This window comes from Pseudomonas sp. 1152_12 (assembly GCF_052850675.1).
This window is the reverse complement of the sequence record NZ_VXCW01000001.1, coordinates 161,670-184,323: the sequence shown is the minus strand read 5'-3', so window position 1 is coordinate 184,323 and position 22,654 is coordinate 161,670. Positions and strand designations below refer to the sequence as shown.

Here is a 22,654-nt window from a genome sequence, read left to right as displayed (position 1 = left end):
AACTGGAGTCGTAAGCTCTGTTTTCTGAAACCGTCAGTGATCGAGTTTAAAGAGTTACTTTTATCTCTTAGTTAAGTGGTTTTAATGGCCCTCGGCATCTGCGCATTACTACTGGGTAATCAACCAGATGGTATCGCCAATTGCCTGAGCGTCGGAGATTCTAATCGCGGCTGTGTTTAGTTAGCCGTAGGGCTGTTTGACCTCAGACCACACTCGCTTGCGATACATAATTTTTTAAAGTTCCTAGCAATATTGCGGAGGGCACGACGTTGAACTATTTGAACGAGATGGTCGGTAAAGAGACTGGCGAACCAGGAAACATCATGCCCAATGACCTGCATGAGCCATTTGCTGAGTTTGCTGCAAGCATTCTTCCGCAGTCCGTTATGCGGGCAGCCATCACGGCGGCTTATCGTCGTCCAGAAACGGAAGTCGTGCCTATGCTGTTGGAGCAAGCCCGCCTTCCGGAAAAAATGGCAACCTCAACCTGCGCGCTGGCGGCGTCCATCGCAGAAAAGCTTCGGAACCAAAAAAATGCAGGGGGGCGTGCGGGTCTCGTTCAGGGACTTCTGCAGGAGTTCTCTTTGTCCTCCCAAGAGGGCGTAGCACTGATGTGCCTGGCCGAAGCGCTGTTGCGGATTCCTGATAAGGGTACCCGCGATGCACTTATTCGCGACAAGATCAGCTCTGGCGACTGGGGGCCTCACTTGGGTAACAGTCCGTCGATGTTTGTTAATGCCGCTACCTGGGGCTTATTGCTCACGGGAAAATTGGTATCGACTAATAGCGAAGCAGGGCTCACCTCGCTGCTTCGTCGGATCATCAGTAAAGGGGGAGAACCCCTGATCCGCAAGAGCGTGGATATGGCCATGCGCATGATGGGGGAGCAGTTCGTCACAGGGGAGTCGATTGCGCAGGCATTGAGTAATGCCAATCGTCTAGAGGAGGAAGGTTTTCGTTACTCTTACGACATGCTGGGCGAAGCGGCACTGAGCGAACACGACGCGCAGAGATACCTGGTGTCCTACGAGCAAGCAATCCATGCAATCGGTAAGGCCTCAAGCAACCGTGGTATTTATCAAGGCCCCGGAATTTCGATCAAGCTTTCTGCACTGCATCCACGTTACAGCCGTGCGCAGTATGGTCGGGTCATCGATGAACTTTATCCCCGTCTGCTGTCGCTGACGTTGCTCGCCAAGCAATACGATATTGGCCTCAACATCGATGCTGAAGAATCCGATCGGCTCGAACTGTCGTTGGATCTGTTGGAGCGCTTGTGCTTTGAGCCGCAACTGGCAGGTTGGAACGGTATTGGGTTTGTGATCCAGGCTTACCAAAAACGCTGCCCTTACGTGATTGACTACGTGATTGACTTGGCTGAGCGCAGCCACCACCGCCTCATGATTCGTTTAGTAAAGGGAGCGTATTGGGACAGTGAAATCAAGCGTGCCCAAGTCGAAGGATTGGAGGACTATCCGGTTTATACCCGTAAGGTGTACACCGATGTTTCCTACATAGCCTGTGCGCGCAAACTGTTATCTGCCCCTGAGGCGATCTACCCTCAGTTTGCCACGCATAACGCGCATACGTTGTCGGCCATCTACTATATTGCGGGCGACAATTATTACCCTGGCCAATACGAGTTTCAATGTCTTCACGGAATGGGGGAGTCACTTTACCAGCAGGTCGTGGGCAAGGTGAGCGATGGGGAACTGAATCGCCCTTGCCGAATTTACGCTCCCGTGGGCACTCACCAGACATTGCTTGCCTACCTGGTTCGCAGGCTGTTGGAGAACGGGGCGAATACATCTTTCGTCAATTTGATTGCTGACAAGTCAGTGTCAATCAAGGAGCTGGTCGCCGACCCGGTCAGAAAGATCGAAAGCCTTGCGCTGAAAGAGGGTGCCTTGGGTTTACCTCATCCTCGCATCCCCTTGCCACGTGATCTGTATGGTGTCGAACGACCAAACTCGGCGGGCATCGATCTCGCGAACGAGCATCGCCTGGCGGCTCTGGCGGATGCGCTGGTTAGCACCACGCGTGCTGAATGGTTCGCTGCCCCCATGCTGGGCTGTTCAGCCAGTGACGGCAAAACGGAGGAGGTGCGTAACCCGTCCAACCTGCGTGATGTTGTAGGCCATGTTCAGCACGCAGATCTTGAAGATGTCAGCAACGCATTGGAGTGCGCGGTGCGCGCAGTTCCCGTTTGGCTGTCGACACCGCTCAGTGAGCGCGCGGCCATTCTGGAGCGAGCTGCAACGTTTATGGAGGCTCAGACCCAGCCACTGATAGGACTGTTGGTGCGCGAGGCTGGAAAGACCTTTGCAAATGCCATTTCAGAGGTGCGAGAAGCGGCGGACTTCCTCAGGTATTACGCCGTACAGGCACGCAATGATTTCAACAACGACACCTACCTACCCTTGGGCCCAGTCGTTTGTATCAGCCCCTGGAACTTCCCGCTGGCGATTTTTACAGGCCAGGTAGCGGCGGCGCTCGCGGCGGGTAATCCGGTGTTGGCCAAACCTGCTGCACAAACATCACTGATCGCGGCCCAAGCCGTACGATTGCTTCTGGAGGCAGGTGTACCTAAGTCGGCGTTGCAATTACTACCAGGAAGTGGACGCATTCTAGGTTCAGCAATGATCGCGGATGAGCGCGTGAAAGGTGTGATGTTCACGGGTTCCACCGAGGTAGCTCGCTCCTTGCAAGAGACCCTGGCCGGGCGTCTTGATGAGCGAGGTCGGCCAGTGCCCCTGATCGCGGAAACTGGCGGACAAAATGCGATGATTGTCGACTCGTCCGCGTTGACGGAGCAGGTGGTTTTCGATGTCATCACTTCTGCTTTCGACAGCGCGGGTCAACGTTGTTCAGCACTGCGAGTCCTGTGCTTGCAAGAGGACTCCGCTGACGACGTTATCGAAATGCTCAAGGGGGCAATGGCTGAGTACCGCCTTGGCAACCCAGATCGGTTGAGCGTTGATATCGGGCCCGTCATCGATAGCGGCGCCAAAGCGGGCATTGAAAAACACATTCAATCGATGCGCAGCAAAGGGCGAAATGTTTATCAGATCGCAATCGCAAACACCGAAGAAACTCGACGTGGGACTTATGTCATACCGACGCTGATTGAACTGCAAAGTATCGAGGAGCTGGAGCGAGAGATTTTCGGGCCAGTCTTACACGTTGTTCGGTACGCGCGTAAGGATCTGGATCGCTTAGTGGATCAAATCAACAATTGTGGCTATGGGTTAACATTAGGCGTTCATACGCGTATTGATGAGACTATCGCCAAGGTCTTAGACAACGCCCACGTGGGGAACATCTACGTGAACCGCAACGTTGTCGGCGCAGTTGTTGGTGTGCAGCCGTTTGGTGGAGAGGGGCTCTCAGGAACGGGGCCAAAAGCTGGTGGCCCGCTGTACCTGTACCGCCTTCTCTCGGCACGTCCAGTCAATGCAATTTCGAGTTCATTTCAACGCAACAGCTCGTTTTGCAAGACGAATGTATCCGAACGTTCATTTGATTCTGCGCCGATCGATGAATTGAAAAAATGGGCCGCAGACAATAAAAGGTTAAGCTTGGTCGGGCTGTGTGTTCACTTTACACAGCAATCTCAAAGTGGCGTTACCCGAGTGCTGATGGGCCCAACCGGTGAGCGCAATAGCTATATTTTGCTTCCGCGCGAACAAATTCTGTGCCTGGCTGAGATTGAGGACGATCTCCTGATCCAATTGGCTGCGGTATTGGCGGTTGGTAGTCGTGCCTTGATAGTCGCCAACGCTAAAAGTCGTGCGCTTATTAGTCGATTGCCTCCTTCGGTTCAGGCGAGAATTCTTACGGTCACAGACTGGAAGATTCACGATGTGAAATTCGATGCAGTATTGCACCATGGCGATTCAAATGAACTTCGTGAAATTTGCCGAACGGTTGCTCAACGAAGTGGGGCGATTATCAGTGTGCACGGACAATCCAAAGGAGAAACTGATATTGCGCTGGAACGATTACTGATTGAACGTTCTGTGAGTGTCAACACAGCTGCTGCGGGTGGTAATGCCAGTTTGATGACCATCGGTTGAGGCCGGATCGATAAGGGGGCTTCTATTGGAGATTCCTTAGCGATTTCTTAATCGGAGAACTTAAATTTGGATAGCGGCACAAAGCAAGTCCAGAATAAAAATAGAATTCCCTGTCCTAGGTTATGGTGATTGAAATGTCAGGTCGCACATTAGTGGACGCGTTCTCTCGGCGGATCGATTACTTAATGTTGGTGCCGATACGATTTTGACCCAGGTGGCTGATTTTGAATGATCTGTCTGCAGCCTCTGCGATATCAAGCAAGGCAATCGCTTAGAGTGCATTAGGGTGGGTCAATCGAGTCCGGTAACTTGGGTCAAAATTCCATCAGTGCTAACACTTAGCGATCATCATCGACAAACCTGGTAACTCGAAACTGCCGGTTTGGGTGCCGTAGCTGAGAGGAGCAGGGCGCTCAAGTGTGGTCAAGATGGGCTCAGGGCTGTTGGGATGCTGGGGGCCCATTTGGATGGGGCGGGCTGGGGGCCGGTGCGGGATGTGGTTCTATTTGCCCAACCTGCAACTCAGTGGAGCTGATTACCCAGGTACTGCATCCGTGGATACGCGACGTTGTCTCACGATTGATTGATAGACTCTGAGCAATAGGCTGAAACCCTCGCAAATAAAGGCTTACAGGCCAACTGCCGGCTACACGGTAGTCTCATAATTACGTTGCAACAGTTGGTGAGGCCTGCACTACATTTTTCGTAATGCCCAGTAAAATCAATCTGTTAAGCGCTTTTCGAAGCAACGTCTCTTTATATCGCGATTGCCTCAGGCAGCACTAAATGTCTCATTTACGAATTGGTCGAATCAGTGACTTACGTGGCTTATGAACATATCGGACATAGCATCTCGTTTAACATAATATACATTATGCGTAATATGATGTTACGTAATCGGCAGCAGTGCTCGTCAGATTTCAACAGGCAAACCTCTGATGGATTGCGCGTTCCGAACACGAAAAAAACCCAAGGCTTTCACGAACGCTGGGGTGTTCTTTTGCGTAACAATAACCAGCCACTGGACCTTGGGTTATCGGACTTTTACAGCTAGTCAGCACACCGCTCACCAACCCGATGGTGAGCGCGATAACGTTGGCCATCGTAACGCATCACTGGAAAACAAAAGCCCGGGCCGCTGACCTCGACGTCAGGCCAACCATCAGTGCCTTGGCTGGCGAGAAACTCAGCAAGCCCGCTTTCTTTGAGCATTAGCTTCCAGTCGCCGTCAGGTTGCTGACTGACCAGATAAAACCCAGTACCTGCCTGCCCATAACAGGAACTGCTGCCTTCGGTAATCAACGCATCCGGCCGACTGTCACCGTTGAAGTCCTCAACCCGCTCGATGGTGACCGGCGTGTAGTTACCTGTTTCCTCGATTTCGCACTCCGACGCCTCTTGGTTAAATCCAGCAGCGTGCAATGCCTTTATTTGCTCGCTACGCGGTAGTTCATCCGCCAGCGCCGCAGCACTGATCACGAGACACGCTCCCCAAAGACCTGGCGTAAACCTTCCTCGCATAGTGGCCGCCCCTTTATGATGCCCGCCGCGCATGTACCTAGATAAAGGGTCAAAGATAGGCTAGCCCTGCCCTTATCATATATCCGTATATTATAACTATACTAAATGTCTATTTAGTATAGTTATAATAAGCCGTATCAATAACCACTGGCGGCCGTCATCACCCCGGCCACAATCGCAATCCCCGAACTGCTGCCCAAACGTGTCGCTCCGGCTTCAATCATTTTCACTGCCGTCGGATAATCACGCACGCCACCAGACGCCTTGACCCCAACCGCAGTGCCTACGGTTTTGCGCATCAGTGCAACGTCTTCAGCTGTAGCGCCACGTTTGCTGAACCCCGTGGAGGTTTTGACGAATGCCACCCCCAGCTCACGGCAGATTTCACATGCTTGGACTTTCTGTTCATCGCTGAGCAGGCAGGTTTCCAGGATGACCTTCAACGGCACTGCGCCGCAGGCTTTATGGACGACGGAGATGTCTTCGCGCACGGCCTCCAGCAGGCCATCCTTCAGCCAACCGATGTTGAGCACCATGTCGATCTCCCCTGCCCCTGCGGCAATCGCCCGTTCGGCTTCAAAGGCCTTGGTGTCGCTCAGGCCGGCACCCAGTGGGAAGCCCACCACCGCACAAATAACCACGGTCTTGTCGCTCAGGCAGGAGGCGGCGTAAGGCACTTGCCCGGAGTTCAGGCACACCGAATAGAAGCCATGCGCCATGGCTTCCTCGCACAGAATGCGAATCTGCTCACGGGAGGCGTCGGGCGCCAGCAAGGTGTGATCGATGTACTTGGCCAATGCTGCGGGTTGAAGTGTATTCATTTAACGTGCCCTTGCCTGTATGTTGCCAATGATCGTGGTGCGCTTGTCACAGTGCCCACATTAACGCGTTACAATAACATCATTAAATGTTACTTATCTAACATAAACAATCAAGCCCTGGAATACGCGTGGACAGTAAAAAAGCCGAGCGACTCAAGCTTATTCAACAAGCTTTACAGGATCAGAGTGCTATTCACCTGAAGGAAATGGCTGCGCTGCTGGACGTTTCCGAGATGACCCTGCGCCGTGATCTCAATCACTTCAGCGACCATCTGCGTCTGCTAGGCGGCTACATCACACGGGTCGGCACTGAGGCCAGCGATTACCGGGTAGCCGACCAGGACACGCGCCACGTCGAGGAAAAACGCCGCATCGGCAAACTCGCCGCCCGGCTGGTACAACCCGGTGACACGGTGTTCTTCGACTGCGGCACCACCTCGCCCTTTGTGATTGATTTCATCCCTGATGAGCTGGAATTCACTGCTGTGTGCAGTTCGTTGAACGTGCTGCTCAAGCTGCAGAACAAACCCAATTGTCACATCGTATTGTGCGGCGGCACCTTTCACCGTAAGAACCAAGTGTTTGAAAGCAACGCCGAAAGCAGCATTCTCGACAGCGTGCGCCTGACGTGGGCTTTCGTGACCGCCGCGGGCGTCAGCCAGGAATTCGGCGTGACCTGCTTCAATTTCAATGAGGTCGAGGTCAAGCAAAAGGTCCTGCGCCAGACCCAGCAGCGAGTGTTGCTCGCCGACTTCAGCAAGTTCGACACGGTGCGCACCGCTCACTTCGCTACCCTGCAAGATTTTCACTACGTGGTCAGCGACAAGAAAATCCCCCGCGTCTACAAAGAGCTCATCCAGGCCAGCGGCGCGCAATTGCTGGTTTAACCCAGCAACGTGCGCCGCTCCTGCGCGCTCAAGTAACCGGTGGTCACGCAGAACGAAGCGCTGGCCCCGGCCGCCAACGAGCGCACGTGACCTTTGGCTTTCTCCGCGTTATAGCCTTCGGGTTCGCAGGTTGATGGCAGCACGAACGCCGCCACTTGCTGATCCGGTGTGTGCAGGATCCAGCGTGCGGCGTGCTCAAATTGCTCGGGCCGATAACGCGTGTAGAACGCTGCGCCATCGGGATGATCCAGCAGGAAATGCGCGTGGCCCGTGGCGTCTGTAGCGACGTTGTCGAAGAAGAACACGATTTCAGGGTCGTACAACGCGGGCCGCTCAAGGCACGCCAACTGTTCTGGATGCTCGACCAGTTGCGCCATGTAGGCACTCCAGTCGGGCGTCGGCTTGACGTGGTCCGGCACGCTGGTACGCAGGCGCAGCCGTTGCATGCCGAGCGGCTCGACAAACCGGGCACCGGCCACATAGGCGTAATTCATGTGGGCCCTGTACATCAGGTCCATGGGCTTGCCGGCCAGGTTTGTCACGTGCATGTCGACATCGAACAAGGCCGAATCGGCGCGCAGGGTCACGCTCGGGCACGCTCGGTAACGATCGCCAAAGCCCTTTGCATAGTGATACGACCCGCCCAGGCGCACAAAACCTTCGCCCAGTTCCAGCCAGGCCGTGTCCATCGGCGCGCAGGGCATTTCGCCGTGCAAGGCATGGGTGTCATCTGGCGCCGGGCAGCCGTTGCGCAGCAGGCCACTGTGAAACATGAAGCAGCCGTAGGTGTCGATGATCGTCGGGCACGGCCTGGGTTGTTCGAACAGGTTGCGCATGGTCAGGTCGCAGCCTTCAAACACTGCCGACCAGATCATCTGCCCTTGATAAGGCAACACGACCAAACGTCCACGGCTGTTCTCCAGGCTCACGGCGAGTACGCCGGATGGGTAGGTCCAGGCACTGACCTTGAAATCCTCAGACTGCAAAAGGGTCTTTTCCTGCTCGCCAAATACCGCAGGGTACAGTGGGACACGCGTGTTCATGAGGCCACCGCCGCTGTCGCACCGCAGGGCAACGTTTCTGATTGGCGTAGGCATTTGACCGCATACATCACGATCACGATAAAGCACAGCAACGGTACGCTGTAGGCCAACTGCATGTTGCCCCCGTTGGCGTCGGACAACAGGCCCTGGAAGATCGGAATCACCCCGCCACCGACAATGCTCATTACCAGCAATGAACCGCCGACGCCGGTGTCTTCACCCAGGCCATCGATGGTCAGGCCGTAAATGGTCGGCCAGCACGGGCCGAGGAAAATGCTCACACCCACCGCTGCATATACCGCCGAAATATTCGGCACCAGAATCGTATAGGCCAACAGCACGATGCACAGCGCCCCGTAGATCACCAAAACCTTAGCCGGGTGCACGCGTCGCATCAGCAAATTGGCAATCAACTTGCCGACAAAATAAGCGGCAAAGGTGGTCAGTAGAAACCATGAAGCACTGCGCTCATTCATGCCGCCCATTTGCATGGCCAGGCGAATGGTAAAACTCCACACGCCGACCTGCGCGCCCACATACAGGAACTGCGCGAGTACGCCAAAGGTAAAGCGCGGGTTTCGCCACAACCGCCCCAGGCTCTGACGAATACTGCTCGGCTTGCTGCCGGCAGGTTTGTTGCCCTTGCAGGCGGGAAACCGGGTAATGGCGATCAGGATAAACATCAACACCAGCACAGCGATCATCCACTTGTAGGGCAGCAGCGTGGACTGGATCATTTGCAACTGCTGCACAGCGGCCTCGGAAACGCTCATCTGCTTGAGTTGTTCAGTGGTGGCGTCGGTGTCCTTGAACATCACGAAGCTGCCCACGTACACCCCGGCCATCGCCCCGAAGGGGTGAAAAGTCTGCGAGATATTCAGGCGCCGCGTACCGGTTTCCCGTGGCCCCATCAGCGTCGAGTAGGTGTTGCACGCGGTTTCCAGGAACGACAGGCCAGCGGCAATCACAAACAGCGCCAGCAGAAACATGCCGTACTTGGCGGTGGACGCCGCCGGGAAAAACAGCAGGCAACCCAGCATGTACAGCGACAGGCCGATCAGGATCGTGCTCTTGTAGCTAAAGCGACGTACCACCATCGCGGCCGGGATCGCCACAAAAAAGTAGCCCAGGTAAAACGCTGACTGCACAAAGGCGGTCTGGAAATCGCTGAGCAAAAACGCTTTCTTGAAATGGGCGATCAGCACGTCATTCATGCTCGCCGCCGCGGCCCACAATGCGAAGATGCTGCACAGCAGGATAAAGGCGAACCAGGGCGTACGATTCAGGTAGAAACCATCGGGTGTCTGTTGCAGCGCAGGTTTGTTCATTATTGTTCTCCGGGCTGAATTGAAGGGCTTAGTGCTGTTGCTGGAAGCGGGCGAATGCTTCGCTGTCGGGGTAGGAGGTCTGCGTACCCCGCGCTGTCACTGAGCACGCGGAATACGCCACGGCCTGCTCCATGGCCTGGCGAATGTTGCCGTCGCGGTTCCACTGCTGAATGAAGCAACCGATAAAGGCGTCACCGGCGCCGGTGGTGTCGCGGGCGTCAACCCGCTGGCCCGGCACTTGAAACTCGCCCTCCTCTCCTACGTACAACGCGCCGTGCTCGCCGAGGGTGACGATCACATGGCGGATGCCGCTGGCCGCCAGGGTGCGGGCGGCGCTGCGGGCCGAGTCCGGCGAGTCAACGGCAAGGCCTGTGATCAACGCCAGTTCGGACTCGTTAGGGATCAGAAAATCCAATTTCGCCAAATGCTCGGCACTCAGCCCGGCCAGAGCTGGAGCCGGGTTGAGCAGCACTGCAATACCATGCCGGTGCGCAAATTCGATGGCGCAGTAGACCGTCTCCAGGTTGATCTCCAGTTGCAGCACGATCAGCGCGCACTCAAGCAGGTCAGCCGCCGCCGCGTCGATATCTGCCGGCAATAAGTGCGCATTGGCGCCTTTAACGATCAAGATGCTGTTGTGGGAGTCACCCCGCACAAAAATCGGCGCTACGCCGCTGGAGACGCCGGGTACGCGCTGCACATAACGGGTGTCGATACCAAAGCGTTGGAAGTTGGCCAGGGTGTTGTCGGCAAACATGTCGTCGCCGATTTTGCTCAACATCAATACATCGGCCCCAAGCTTGGCTGCCGCCACCGCCTGGTTGGCGCCTTTGCCGCCGCAACCCAAGGCAAAGTCCGGCGCTTCCAGGGTTTCGCCCTGGCCCGGCATGCGGTCGATGTAGGTAATCAGATCCACCATATTGCTGCCGATGACTGCGATCTTGCTCATTGCTATTCCACCTTGTTGCGGCACGACCAGGCAGGCAGTGGCGCTCTTTTTTTGTTATTTAAATAACACTAGGTGTGAATATTCAATCTTTTTCTTGCGCTGAGAGATCAATGGTTGATGGCAGTGAGCCGTCGCGACAAGGTACGGGTGCAAAAACGTAGTGCCTATGTAAACGCCACCTTGTGTCCCCCTACGTCGAGCGATGTATTCGGTCGTAAGTCGCCGATCTATGCTCGCTTGGTCATTCCCCGTGGGGTGCGAAGCGCCTCTAAAAGCGGGCGAGTGCTGCGTACTCGAGCCGCAGCAAGCTCCCTCGCCACAGCAAGCCCCTCTCACATTTTCCTCTGCGCCCTGGCTAAAGTTACAAATCAAACCGCTCCACCGCCCGCCGCCGCTCATTGTCGTCGCGCACGTCATAGCTGGCGGTGGTCTGAATATTGGTGTGGTGCGCCAGTTTTTGCGCAATCGACAGGTCATGTTCTTCGATCACCCGGGTGATGAACGAACGCCGAAAGTCATGCGGCATGATCTTCACACCCACCTGTTCGCCGCGCTGGCGAGCAATGTAGTAAATCGCGTGTTTGGTGATGCGTTCACGGGTGATATGGCTGCCCCGGCGTATGCGATTGAACAGGAACGCATCGTCTTGTTCGCCTTCCTTGAGTTGTTCCCGGCGAAACTCCAGCCAGGCCGTGAGCTTTTCAAACGCCCAGGCCGGAGCGTACTTGATCAACTCCTTATTGCCCTTGCCGGTCACGCGCAAACTGCGCTCTTGAACGTTGATCTGCGCCAGGTCGAGGTTGACCGACTCCGACTTGCGCATGCCCGAGCCATACAGAATACCGATGAGCGCCGCATCCCGCAGGCCCTGTGGGCGCGGGTCGGCAGCGCAGACTTCCATCATTTCGCGGATCAGAGTACGTCGCAGGTTGCGGCCCTGACCCAGGCGTGTGCCAGGGGCGGCCTTGACCGAGCGGATCTTGAACAAGTGGTCCTGGCTGATCAGGCTCATGCGCCAGGCTTCGTTCATCACCCCGCGCACCGCATTCACATACAGCGATGAAGTGTTCGGCGCATAACCGTCTTCGCGCAAAGCGGCGACCAGGGCAATCACGTGTTCGGGCTGCAGGAGGTGCCACTCGATGTCATCGAGGTTGATGTCTTCGAAGCCCAGGCGGTCGGCGGCGTCTTGCAGCACGTAGCGCATGGTCAGTTGGCTGGAGGGCGCCAGGCGGGTGAGGTAAAGGGTCAGCGGGTTACGGATAGACTCAGTCAAGGTAGATCAGCCTTTGGATTAAATACCTCTAGCAAGCCATTGTTTAATAGAGGTATTTAGTGAATTGGCGAAGACCTAGTCTACCGCAGGGCCGGCCCTGGTACAAAAATCACGGGGCAGACTCATCATCCCCGGTCGGTTCCTCGGGCTGGGGCTGGGTCTGGGATTGGCTCCACTCGGCGTCCTGCTTCTGCATCAACGCAAACCAATGCTGACGCATGAATGCCAGGTAGCTGTCCGGGGCCTTGGCAAAGTCCTTTTCATCACCATAGCAGCCCGGCAGGGGCAACTCGGTGCCTTGCTCCTTGTACTGGCTGACCAGCGCCTGCTGCGCCGCAACACTGCAATCCTTGGGCAACGGCATGCCACGCAACGCGCCCGCTTCCTCGTCCCACCAGCTCGCGCCGACGCGATCAACACCGCGCAGGCGGTACTTTTGTGACTTGCCGACATGCATGATCAACTTGAATTCGTTGGGGCTGACATCGCTGGTGCACGTGCGCGAATAACCCACGGTAGCCTGGGTAATGCCATCGCCGGTCAGGTCGGTGACTTTGGTCGCGGCCATGTCAAAACGCAACGCCGCGTCGAATTGGCAATGCTGCACATCGTCGTAAAGCATCCACATGCGCTTGGGATGGTTGCCCTCCAACAGATACTGGGCCGCGTAAACAAATGCCGACTGGGTACCGTCGTCTTCACGCTCGCTGACCTGCTCGGCAAGCACCAAGAGATTCTTGCCCTGCCGGTCGTCCCAGGTGTACACCGCGACCGGTTTACCACGCACTTCAACGCCTTCCGGCACCTGGTCGACACGGGTGAGCGCGACCGCATCATCGGCCCGTACGGTCGTAACGCAGGCCACAGCCATCAACAATCCCATCAACGCGGGCCGCAACTGGCCGCGTAAAAGCTGCACGCTATTCATCCGAGTACCCTGGCAAGAGATGGCTTACTTTACCGGCACTTGAGCGGCAATGCAGAGAAGATTGTTGAATAGACCAGGCGAAGCGCTGCAGGCTGCAAAAAACGCCTGCATTTTACCCGCTCAAGGTATCCCTAGGCGCATCAGTCACTTAGCTGAACCCTAGCTGTCTACCTGTCAAATAAACGAGTTTTTCATCTGCCTTTCATATTCGTTCAACATTTTTGCGCTTAATCTTGGCGCCAGGACTTGAGAACAAACCGCGCATTCTTCAACTAACCTGTTGATTACGTTTTACCTTTCACGTTTTTCGTCTTTACTCTGCTAGCCATGGAAGAAAATATTGCTCGTCTCAGGAAGCTCGAATGATTACCGCAAGCCCACGCTATATTTAATCAGTGATCTGAACATTCAGCCGCTGGTGACTGCTGTTTTCACGCTCCAACCGCTCTAGCCCCGAGGTCATGAATCTTTGAAACCCTACCCTATTCATTGCGTGTCGATCGTCATCCCGGTCTACAACGAACAAGAGAGCCTGCCTGAATTGCTGCGTCGCACGACGGCAGCCTGCAAGCAACTGGCCTACGAATACGAAATCATCCTGGTCGATGATGGTAGTCGCGACAATTCCGCCCAATTGCTGGAAGACGCCGCCGCGCAAGACGGCAGCAACGTGGTGGCGGTGATTCTCAACCGGAACTACGGCCAGCATGCGGCGATCATGGCCGGCTTTGAGCAGTGCCGAGGCGAGGTGGTGATTACCCTCGACGCCGACCTGCAGAACCCGCCGGAAGAAATCCCGCGTCTGGTCGAACAAGCCGCCCTGGGTTACGACGTGGTTGCCACCGTACGTAACAATCGCCAGGACTCGGCCTTCCGCCGCTGGCCTTCGCGCCTGATCAACCTGGCCGTGCAGCGTTCCACCGGCGTGGCCATGAGCGACTACGGCTGCATGCTGCGCGCTTATCGGCGCACCATCGTCGACGCCATGCTTGCCTGCCGCGAGCGCAGCACCTTCATTCCGATCCTGGCGAACGGCTTTGCCCGCCACACGACCGAGATCCTGGTGCATCACGCCGAGCGTGAACACGGCGAGTCCAAATACAGCCCGATGCGCCTGATCAGCCTGATGTTCGACCTGCTGACCTGCATGACCACCACGCCATTGCGCCTGCTGAGCATTGTTGGCTTCAGCCTGGCAGCGTTGGGTATGTTGTTCGCTTTTGCCTTGGTCGTCATGCGCCTGGCCTTCGGTGCTACCTGGGCCGGCGACGGCACGTTTGTGCTATTTGCCGTATTGTTCGTATTCACCGGTGGCCAATTCATCGGCATGGGCCTCTTGGGTGAATACCTGGGGCGCATGTACAGTGACGTGCGCGCCCGTCCACGGTTCTTTATTGAAAAAGTGCTGCGCAACCAACCGGCAGCACCGGCTCCAGTGGTCGTCGTTGACGGCCTGGTGTCCTCCCATACCTCTACCTCTCCTTCCGATCAGGTTTCGTCATGAATTCAAAAGCTGTTGTCTTCGCTTACCACGACATTGGCTGTGCAGGCATTGAAGCCCTGCTGACCGCTGGCTACGACATTGCTGCCGTGTTCACCCATGCCGACGACCCCAAGGAAAACAATTTCTACGGCTCCGTCGCGCAACTGTGCGCTCGCAACGGCATCCCGGTGCATGCACCTGAAGACGCCAACCACCCCCTGTGGATCGAGCGCATTGCCAAGCTCAACCCCGACTACATCTTCTCGTTCTACTACCGCAATCTGCTGAGCGAGGCCCTGCTGGCCACCGCCAAAAAAGGCGCGTTCAACCTGCACGGCTCCTTGCTGCCCAAATACCGTGGCCGCGCACCGGCCAACTGGGTGCTGGTCAACGGCGAAACCGAGACCGGCGTGACCCTGCACCGTATGGTCAAGCGTGCCGATGCCGGCGCAATCCTGGCCCAGCAAAAAGTCGTGATCGACCGCACTGACACTGGCCTGACCCTGCACGCCAAACTGCGCGACGCGGCCACCAGCCTGCTGCGTGACGCCCTGCCGCAACTGGCTCAAGGCAAGCTGCCCGAGACCGCCCAGGACGAAAGCCAAGCCACCTACTTCGGCCGCCGTACTGCGGCTGATGGCAAGCTGGATTGGAAAAAACCGGCTGAGGAACTGTTCAACCTGGTTCGCGCCGTGACTCAACCTTACCCGGGCGCCTTCTGCGCTGTTGGCGAGCACAAACTGATTGTTTGGCAAGCCGAAGTGGTCAAGGGCAACGAAGGCATGGCACCTGGCCGCGTGATCAGCGTCAACCCGCTGCGCATCGCCTGCGGTGAAGACTCCCTGGTGGTCAAGTTCGGCCAGCGCAACGCCAATGGCCTGTACCTGGCCGGCCCTTCCCTGGCCGACGAGCTGGGCCTGGTGGACGGTTCCGTACTGCGCGGCGCCGAGTCCGGCCGTAAGCCACGGCGTACCCGCGTACTGATCCTGGGTGTGAACGGTTTTATCGGTAACCACCTGTCCGAGCGCCTGCTGCGTGACGACCGTTACGAAATCTACGGCCTGGATATCGGCTCCGACGCCATCGAGCGCCTGCGCAGCCACCCTAACTTCCACTATGTGGAAGGCGATATCAGCATTCACTCCGAGTGGATCGAGTACCACATCAAGAAGTGCGACGTGGTCCTGCCGCTGGTGGCTATCGCCACGCCAATCGAATACACCCGTAACCCGCTGCGCGTGTTCGAGCTGGACTTTGAAGAGAACCTGAAACTGGTTCGCTACTGCGTCAAATACAACAAACGCGTGATCTTCCCGTCGACCTCCGAAGTCTATGGCATGTGCCAGGACCAGTACTTCGACGAAGACACCTCTAACCTGGTGGTCGGCCCGGTCAACAAGCAGCGCTGGATCTACTCGGTCTCCAAGCAGCTGCTGGACCGTGTGATCTGGGCTTACGGCGACAAAGGCCTGAACTTCACCCTGTTCCGCCCATTCAACTGGATGGGCCCACGCCTTGACCGCCTGGACTCGGCCCGTATCGGCAGCTCCCGTGCGATCACCCAGCTGATCCTTAACCTGGTGGAAGGCACGCCGATCCGCTTGTTCGACGGTGGCGAGCAGAAGCGCTGCTTCACTGACATCGCCGACGGCATCGAAGCCCTGGCACGCATCATTGATAACGACAACGATGTCTGCAACGGCCAGATCATCAACATCGGCAACCCGGAAAACGAAGCCAGCATCCGTCAACTGGGCGAAGAATTGCTGCGTCAGTTCGAAGCTCACCCGCTGCGCAGCAACTTCCCACCGTTCGCCGGTTTCCGCGACGTCGAAAGCAAGGCGTTCTACGGCACCGGTTACCAGGACGTGGCACACCGCAAGCCAAGCATCGAAAACGCCAAGCGCCTGCTGAACTGGGAGCCTACCGTTGAGATGAGCGAAACCATCGGCAACACCCTGGATTTCTTCCTGCGTGAAGCCATGCTTGAAATCGCGGATAAAAAGTAATGCAGGCAGGCCTTCGCATCGACGTCGACACCTACCGTGGCACCCGTGAAGGCGTGCCGCGGTTGCTCGAATCCCTGGATGAAGCCTCGGTTAAAGCGACGTTCTTCTTCAGCGTTGGGCCGGACAACATGGGGCGCCATTTGTGGCGCCTCATCCGCCCGCAATTTCTGTGGAAGATGCTGCGTTCCAATGCTGCCGGGCTGTATGGCTGGGATATCTTGCTGGCCGGCACCGCCTGGCCGGGCAAGCCGATTGGCCGTGACCTGGGGTATTTGATGCGCCAGGTCAAGGATGCCGGCCATGAAGTCGGCCTGCATGCGTGGGACCACCACGGCTGGCAGGCCAACACCGGGCGCTGGAGCGATGCACAGCTGGTCGAGCAGATCCGTCGTGGCGTCGACACCTTGAGCGACATTCTCGGTGAGCGCATCGACTGCTCAGCGGCCGCTGGTTGGCGTGCCGATGAGCGCGTGGTGCAAGCCAAGCAAGGTTTCAACTTTCGCTACAACAGTGATTGCCGGGGCACCAGCCTGTTTCGTCCAACCCTGGCCGATGGCAGCGCAGGCACCCCACAAATTCCGGTAGACCTGCCGACCTTCGACGAAGTCGTCGGGCCGGTAGTGGCTGCCAAAGACTTCAACAGCTTCATTCTTGACCGCTTCAGCGCGTCGAAGCTGAATGTGTACACGATCCACGCAGAAGTAGAAGGGATTCTGATGGCTGATGATTTTCGCCAGTTGCTCGCCCAGGCCGGGCAGCGTGGCATCGACTTCAACCCTCTGGGCGACCTGTTGCCTGCGGATGTGACCAGCCTGCCCCAGCAACAGCTGGTGCGCGGCGCACTCAGCGGCCGCGAGGGTTGGCTCGGAGTGCAGCAGGCATGATCCGGCGCTGGGCATTGCCCCTGCTCCTGTTGGCGTTTGGCGCGTTTTACCTGTTACCGCTGGCCACCCACGGCCTGTGGATCCCGGATGAAACCCGTTACGCGCAGATCAGCCAGGAAATGCTGCTGACCGGCAAGTGGGCCTCGCCGCACTTCATGGGCATTCGCTACTTCGAAAAACCGGCTGCCGGTTACTGGATGATCGCGCTGGGCCAGGCGATCTTCGGACAGAACCTGTTTGGCGTGCGTTTTGCCTCAGCCTTGAGCACCGGGCTGAGCATCCTGCTGGTGTACCTGGTGTCGCGCCGGCTGTGGAACGATCCGCAAAAAAGCCTGGTCAGCACCGTGCTGTACATGAGCTTTGTCAGCGTGGCGTTGCTCGGCGGCTATGCCAACCTGGACCCGCAATTCACCTTCTGGGTCAACCTGACCGGCGTTGCGCTGTGGTTCTGCTTCGACAGCACCACGCGCCGGGGCCGCCTGTGGTCCTGGGCCTTGCTGGGGTTTGCGTGTGGCATGGGCTTTATGACCAAGGGTTTTTTGGCTTGGTTGCTGCCGGTGTTGATCGCCCTGCCCTATGCGATCTGGCAGAAACGCTTTCGTGAGCTGCTCGGGTACGGTGTGGTCGCCGTAGTCGTCGCCATTATCGTCAGCCTGCCCTGGGCGTTGGCCGTGCACCTGCAAGAACCGGACTACTGGAGCTTCTTCTTCTGGCATGAGCATATCCAACGCTTTGCCGGTGACGATGCCCAGCATGCCGAGCCGTTCTGGTATTACCTGCCACTGATGGTCGCGTTCTCGCTGCCGTGGATTGCCCTGCTGCCGTCCACGGTCAAACAGGCATGGCTGGAAAAGCACCTACCCAAAACCGCGTTCCTGCTGTTGTGGCTGTTGATGCCCCTGGCCTTCTTCAGCCTCGCCAAAGGCAAGCTGCCGTCCTATATCATGCCCTGCCTGCTGCCATTGGCCTTGCTAATGGGCTCGACCCTCAGCGACAAGCTTGCTCAAGGCCATGGCCGCGCCTTGCGCATCAACGGCTGGTTGAACTTGGGTATCGGCGTGCTGGCTTTGCTGGCGCTTAGCTGGTTTCAATTGAAGAAGCCGGTGTACGAACACGGCGAGGAAACCCTCAGCCTGGTACTGGTCTTTACGTTCTTGTTCGGCTGGATCGTCGTCAACCTGCTGCAAGCGGCACGCCCGCTGGCACTGTGGGCTGCTCCGTTGATCGGCAGCGGGCTTCTGGTGCTGCTCGTGCCGGCCGCCTTGCCGCATTCGGTGGTTTATAACAAAACGCCGGATCAGTTCATTATCGACCATCAGCACGAACTGCAATCGACCACGGCCTTGCTCAGCAATGACCTTGGCGCTGCGTCGGCACTGTCCTGGCGCCTGGGCCGCCCGGATGTCGCGCTCTACAACACCGTCGGCGAAGTGAAATACGGCATTGCCTACGCAGACACTGCCCACCGCAAGATCGACACCACTCAGGTCCAGCAATGGATGAGTGATGCGCGTAAGCAAGGGGCGGTCGGCGTGGTCATGCGGGTCAAGGGCGACGATGAAGTCGCTGAAGTGAACCTGCTGCCCCAAGACGGCACGCGTTACGAGCAAGGCAATCTGGTCATCCTGATCTTCCCACAGGCCGCGCCATGATCACGCTGGTTCTTTTATTAAGCGCCTGCCTGCTCACGTGCATGGGCCAGGTCTCGCAGAAGTTTGCTGTGGAAAGCTGGCGCGACCAGCCGCACGGTTGGGCGCCAAAACTGCGTTCGCCTTGGCTGTGGTCGGCGCTGGTGTGCCTGGGCCTGGGTTTGCTGGTCTGGCTGCTGGTGTTGCAGCGCCTGGAAGTGGGCATCGCCTACCCCATGCTCAGCCTGAATTTTGTACTGGTCACCTTGATGGCGCGGTTTGTCTTTCATGAACACATCGATGGCCGTCACTGGCTGGGTGTGGCACTGGTCATCGGCGGTGTGGTGTTGCTGGGGCGTCACGTATGAGCCGGGTTCAAGGGTTTGCCTTGGCCCTGGGCAGCGTCGGCCTGGTCAGCGCCGCCCAGTTGGGCATGCGCTGGAGCATGACGCGCCTGCCGCTGCCTGCCGAATGGCTGAACGCGCTCAACAGCAATGCCATTGACCTCGGCGCCTTGGGCGTGGTGATCCTGGCGATCATCGCCTATGCGCTGTCGATGCTCTGCTGGCTTGGCGCACTCAAGCACTTGCCGCTGGGCCGCGCCTATTCTCTGCTCAGCATCAGCTATGCGTTGGTCTACCTGTTGGCCGCCAGCCTGCCGGTGTTCCACGAAGATTTTTCCCTTTCAAAAAGCCTGGGGGTGGCGTTGGTCATCCTCGGTGTTCTGGTTATTAACTCTCGTCGTGCTAGCGTTACAAGCCCCAGGAATGCCCCATGAAAATCAGTGTATTTGGTAGCGGTTACGTCGGTCTGGTACAGGCCACCGTATTGGCCGAAGTTGGTCACGATGTGATCTGCATGGACGTGGACAAGAACAAGGTCGAATCCCTGCAGAAAGGCCATGTGACCATCTTTGAGCCGGGTCTGGCGGCCATGGTCAAGGAAAACCTGGAAAGCGGACGCCTGCACTTTACCTTTGATGAAAAGCTCGCCGTAGAACACGGTGAAGTGTTGTTTATCGCCGTGGGCACGCCGTCGGATGAAGATGGCTCGGCCGACCTGAAATATGTGCTGTCGGTAGGTGATGCGGTGTCCCGCCACCGTGTGGAGCCGGTGATCCTGGTGGAAAAATCCACCGTACCGGTAGGCACCGGCGACACCTTGCGTGCGCACATCGAAAAAAACCTGCGTACGGCCGGTCGGCACTTGGAGTTCGATATCGTCTCCAACCCGGAATTCCTCAAGGAAGGCTCGGCCGTGGCCGACTGCCGTCGCCCGGACCGGATCATCATTGGCTGCGAGCGTGAAGAAGTGCGTGAAGTGATGCGCGATCTGTACGCGCCGTTCAACCGCAACCACGACCGCATCATCTTCATGGACCTGCGCAGCGCCGAACTGACCAAGTACGCCGCCAACTGCATGCTGGCCACCAAGATCAGCTTTATCAACCAGATCGCCGAACTGGCCGAGCACCTGGGCGCCGACATCGAAGCCGTGCGCCTGGGCATCGGCGCCGACTCGCGCATCGGCTACCACTTTATCTACCCCGGTTGCGGCTACGGCGGCTCGTGCTTCCCCAAAGACATGCGCGCCTTGATCCACAGCGCCAAGCAGGCCAACTGCTCCAGCGACCTGCTGGAAGCCGTGGAAGCCATCAACCAGCGTCAGAAGAGCAAGCTGTTCGAGCGCATCAACGCTTACTTCAAAGGCAATCTGCAGGGTAAGACGTTCGCCTTGTGGGGCCTGGCCTTCAAGCCCAACACCGATGACATGCGCGATGCACCCAGCCGAGTGCTGATGGAAGCCTTGTGGGCCGCCGGCGCCAATGTACGTGCGTTCGACCCCGAAGCCATGCAGGAAACACAGCGCATCTATGGCGACGAGTCGCGTCTGACGCTGCTGGGCACGCCGGAATCGGCCTTGAGCGGCGCCGATGCGTTGATCGTCTGCACTGAATGGCAGCAGTTCAAGGCACCGGATTTCGACCTGATCCTCGATCGCCTGAAAAACCCGGTGATTTTTGACGGTCGCAACCTTTACGACGGCGAGCGCCTGGCACGCAAAGGCTTCAAATACTTCCCAATGGGCCGAGGCGACTCCTGCGAACTGCCGATCCCTCAGCAAAACTGGGTACAGCAGGTCAAGGAAGCCTGAGACGTGAATAGAGTTCAACCGCCCCTGCTCAACGCAACGATCCGCCACCAGTCGCTGGGGCTTGGGCTCCTGGCCCTGGTGCTGTTTATTGTGGGCAACTGGCATCAGGCGATTATCGGCTTCGACTCGCGCTTTGTGCTGTTCGCTCAAGAAATGCTACGCCATGGGCCGAGTTTCTTCCCCACGACCTACGGGCAGCCCTACGCCGATTACCTGGCGACCTCTACGCTGCTGACATGGGTGTTGTCGTTGCCGTTTGGCCAGGTCACCAGTCTCACGGCGTGGTTGCCTACCGCCATCGCTTCGGCGCTGATCGTCACGCTGGTGTATCGCCTCACAGCGCCCTACTCCACGCGCTGGGGCCTGCTGAGCATTGCGATGTTGTTGCTTAGCAGCACCTTCATCAGCGAAACCCGCGCGGTATCCCTGGACCAGATGCTCGCCGCCGTTGCCCTGGCGGTGTTCTACCTGGGTTATGCGCATGATCACTTCGGCGCCGCCAAACGCCTGCACTGGCTGTTCCTGCTGCTGATTATCGGCTTCGCCATCCGTGGGCCTATCGGCCTGGTGATTCCAACGGGGGTGCTGTGCAGCTATTACTTGCTCAATCGGCAATGGCGCCAACTGTTTACGTTCGGCCTGATCGCGCTGGCGTTGCTGGCGGCATGTGTCGGTCTGTTGCTGCTGCTGGCCAAGCTCAGTGGCGGTGAGGAGTTTATGCAGGACGTGATCCGCATGCAGTTCCTCGGCCGCATGGACGGCACCGAAGGCTCCGGCGGCGTGCTGTATTACTTCACCAGTTCCATAGGCAATTATGCCTTGGCCTATCCACTGGCACTGTTGGTACTGCTGGCTGTGGTGGTGGGCGGTCGTCGGGCACCGGACCCGGCGTTGCAACTGGTACTGTATTGCGCGGCTGCCGGTTTACTGGTGATGCTCGGTTTGTCAGTGCCACAGGCGAAAAAAGCCCGCTACATCCTGCCAATGCTCCCGATGGCGGCGATGATCGCGGCCTACCCGTTCCACGTCAGCCAAGGGCGCTTATTTGCCTGGTTGCGCGGGTTAATGCTCGGTATCTGGACGTTGTTGCCGGCGTTGTTGATGATTGGGCTGGTGGTGGCGCGCAGGCGTTATCCGGAACAGTTGAGCAGCCTTGGGCTGATGTTCACCGCGCTGGGCATGCTTCAGGTATTGGCGCTGCTGGCGGTGTTGAGACCGCGGTTGCGGCCATTGGGCCCGGCGTTTGCGGCGGTGCTGGCGCTGTGGTCGACCTATATCGTCGTGGTCGAACCGCTCGAACGTTCGCTGTACGACACCCGAACCTTCAGCCTCGCGGTTAAAGCCCAGATCATGCAGCAGCCTGCCCCCGTTGTACTGCATGGGCTGGGTAAAGATGCCAAGGCCATCAAGTTCATGGTCAACTTCGAGTGCGATAAGGTGCCGCTGTTTACGCAGTCATCTGCCGACCTGGCGCCGCTGCAAGCGCCAGCCTGGGTGGTGATGAGTGTGCAGGAGTTCAATCGTTTGCAAGACCCGCGCTTGCGCGCCCTCACCCCGACCCTCACAGGGGAGTTCGATAAAGACCCCTATGTGTTGCTGCATCTGGCGAAGCCCGCAGCGCCCTGATCGCGTTTACAGCAGCGGTTTAATAAACAACGCCCACTCTT

Annotated in this window: 16 protein-coding genes and 1 pseudogene; 10 read left to right on the top strand and 7 right to left on the bottom strand. The window is 57.6% G+C overall.

Features of this window, described 5'->3' with window-relative positions; all coding sequences use genetic code 11:
- Positions 1–260: 260 nt before the first annotated feature.
- Positions 261–4,076 (top strand): annotated as a pseudogene (gene putA / locus FW764_RS00815) (trifunctional transcriptional regulator/proline dehydrogenase/L-glutamate gamma-semialdehyde dehydrogenase); the annotation flags it as partial.
- A gap of 1,050 nt (positions 4,077–5,126) precedes the next feature.
- Here putA and FW764_RS00810 read toward each other — a convergent pair.
- Complete coding sequence (locus tag FW764_RS00810) at positions 5,127–5,555, bottom strand: hypothetical protein (RefSeq protein WP_446432298.1); 429 nt, start codon at positions 5,553–5,555, stop codon at positions 5,127–5,129.
- Between the two features lie 179 nt (positions 5,556–5,734).
- Positions 5,735–6,418 (bottom strand): deoxyribose-phosphate aldolase, encoded by a 684-nt coding sequence (gene deoC, locus FW764_RS00805; protein ID WP_446432297.1) that lies wholly within the window; start codon positions 6,416–6,418, stop codon positions 5,735–5,737.
- Positions 6,419–6,546: 128 nt separating this feature from the next.
- Here deoC and deoR point away from each other — a divergent pair, with 128 nt between their 5' ends.
- The gene (gene deoR, locus FW764_RS00800) at positions 6,547–7,305 is read left to right on the top strand and encodes a DNA-binding transcriptional repressor DeoR (RefSeq protein WP_446432296.1); all 759 of its coding nucleotides are present in this window, start codon (positions 6,547–6,549) and stop codon (positions 7,303–7,305) included.
- Here the strand turns inward: deoR and FW764_RS00795 are convergent.
- The 5 genes from FW764_RS00795 to FW764_RS00775 form a co-directional block, all read right to left on the bottom strand.
- Positions 7,302–8,348 carry an aldose 1-epimerase family protein gene (locus tag FW764_RS00795; protein WP_446432295.1) on the bottom strand — a complete coding sequence of 349 codons (1,047 nt, stop codon included), beginning with the start codon at positions 8,346–8,348 and terminating at the stop codon, positions 7,302–7,304. The two genes, deoR and FW764_RS00795, sit on opposite strands and share 4 nt — an antisense overlap.
- A complete protein-coding gene (fucP, locus tag FW764_RS00790) occupies positions 8,345–9,676 on the bottom strand; it encodes an L-fucose:H+ symporter permease (protein WP_446432294.1) in 1,332 nt (443 codons plus the stop codon). The genes FW764_RS00795 and fucP overlap by 4 nt, the downstream gene beginning before the upstream one ends.
- A gap of 28 nt (positions 9,677–9,704) precedes the next feature.
- Positions 9,705–10,625 (bottom strand): ribokinase, encoded by a 921-nt coding sequence (rbsK, locus tag FW764_RS00785; RefSeq protein WP_446432293.1) that lies wholly within the window; start codon positions 10,623–10,625, stop codon positions 9,705–9,707.
- 361 nt (positions 10,626–10,986) lie between these two features.
- On the bottom strand, positions 10,987–11,901 hold the full coding sequence (locus FW764_RS00780) for a site-specific integrase (RefSeq protein ID WP_446432292.1): 915 nt from the start codon (positions 11,899–11,901) through the stop codon (positions 10,987–10,989).
- A gap of 109 nt (positions 11,902–12,010) precedes the next feature.
- Positions 12,011–12,829: a M949_RS01915 family surface polysaccharide biosynthesis protein gene (locus FW764_RS00775; protein ID WP_446432291.1), complete on the bottom strand. Its 819-nt coding sequence runs from the start codon at positions 12,827–12,829 to the stop codon at positions 12,011–12,013.
- A gap of 469 nt (positions 12,830–13,298) precedes the next feature.
- Here FW764_RS00775 and arnC point away from each other — a divergent pair, with 469 nt between their 5' ends.
- From arnC to FW764_RS00735, 8 genes are read left to right on the top strand one after another with little or no spacing between them, the layout of a single operon-like run.
- A complete protein-coding gene (arnC, locus tag FW764_RS00770) occupies positions 13,299–14,333 on the top strand; it encodes an undecaprenyl-phosphate 4-deoxy-4-formamido-L-arabinose transferase (RefSeq protein WP_446432290.1) in 1,035 nt (344 codons plus the stop codon).
- Positions 14,330–16,321 (top strand): bifunctional UDP-4-amino-4-deoxy-L-arabinose formyltransferase/UDP-glucuronic acid oxidase ArnA, encoded by a 1,992-nt coding sequence (arnA, locus tag FW764_RS00765; RefSeq protein ID WP_446432289.1) that lies wholly within the window; start codon positions 14,330–14,332, stop codon positions 16,319–16,321. The genes arnC and arnA overlap by 4 nt, the downstream gene beginning before the upstream one ends.
- Positions 16,321–17,205, top strand: coding sequence for a 4-deoxy-4-formamido-L-arabinose-phosphoundecaprenol deformylase (gene arnD / locus FW764_RS00760; protein ID WP_446432288.1), 885 nt, complete (start codon positions 16,321–16,323; stop codon positions 17,203–17,205). Before arnA ends, arnD begins: the two co-directional genes overlap by 1 nt.
- Positions 17,202–18,857: a lipid IV(A) 4-amino-4-deoxy-L-arabinosyltransferase gene (gene arnT, locus FW764_RS00755; RefSeq protein ID WP_446432287.1), complete on the top strand. Its 1,656-nt coding sequence runs from the start codon at positions 17,202–17,204 to the stop codon at positions 18,855–18,857. The genes arnD and arnT overlap by 4 nt, the downstream gene beginning before the upstream one ends.
- Positions 18,854–19,201, top strand: coding sequence for a 4-amino-4-deoxy-L-arabinose-phosphoundecaprenol flippase subunit ArnE (gene arnE / locus FW764_RS00750; RefSeq protein WP_446432286.1), 348 nt, complete (start codon positions 18,854–18,856; stop codon positions 19,199–19,201). Before arnT ends, arnE begins: the two co-directional genes overlap by 4 nt.
- Entirely contained in the window at positions 19,198–19,611 is a 414-nt protein-coding gene (arnF, locus tag FW764_RS00745) for a 4-amino-4-deoxy-L-arabinose-phosphoundecaprenol flippase subunit ArnF (RefSeq protein ID WP_446432285.1), read from the top strand. The genes arnE and arnF overlap by 4 nt, the downstream gene beginning before the upstream one ends.
- Positions 19,608–20,987 carry a UDP-glucose dehydrogenase family protein gene (locus FW764_RS00740; RefSeq protein ID WP_446432284.1) on the top strand — a complete coding sequence of 460 codons (1,380 nt, stop codon included), beginning with the start codon at positions 19,608–19,610 and terminating at the stop codon, positions 20,985–20,987. The genes arnF and FW764_RS00740 overlap by 4 nt, the downstream gene beginning before the upstream one ends.
- A 3-nt stretch (positions 20,988–20,990) precedes the next feature.
- A complete protein-coding gene (locus tag FW764_RS00735) occupies positions 20,991–22,613 on the top strand; it encodes an ArnT family glycosyltransferase (protein ID WP_446432283.1) in 1,623 nt (540 codons plus the stop codon).
- Positions 22,614–22,654 lie beyond the last annotated feature (41 nt).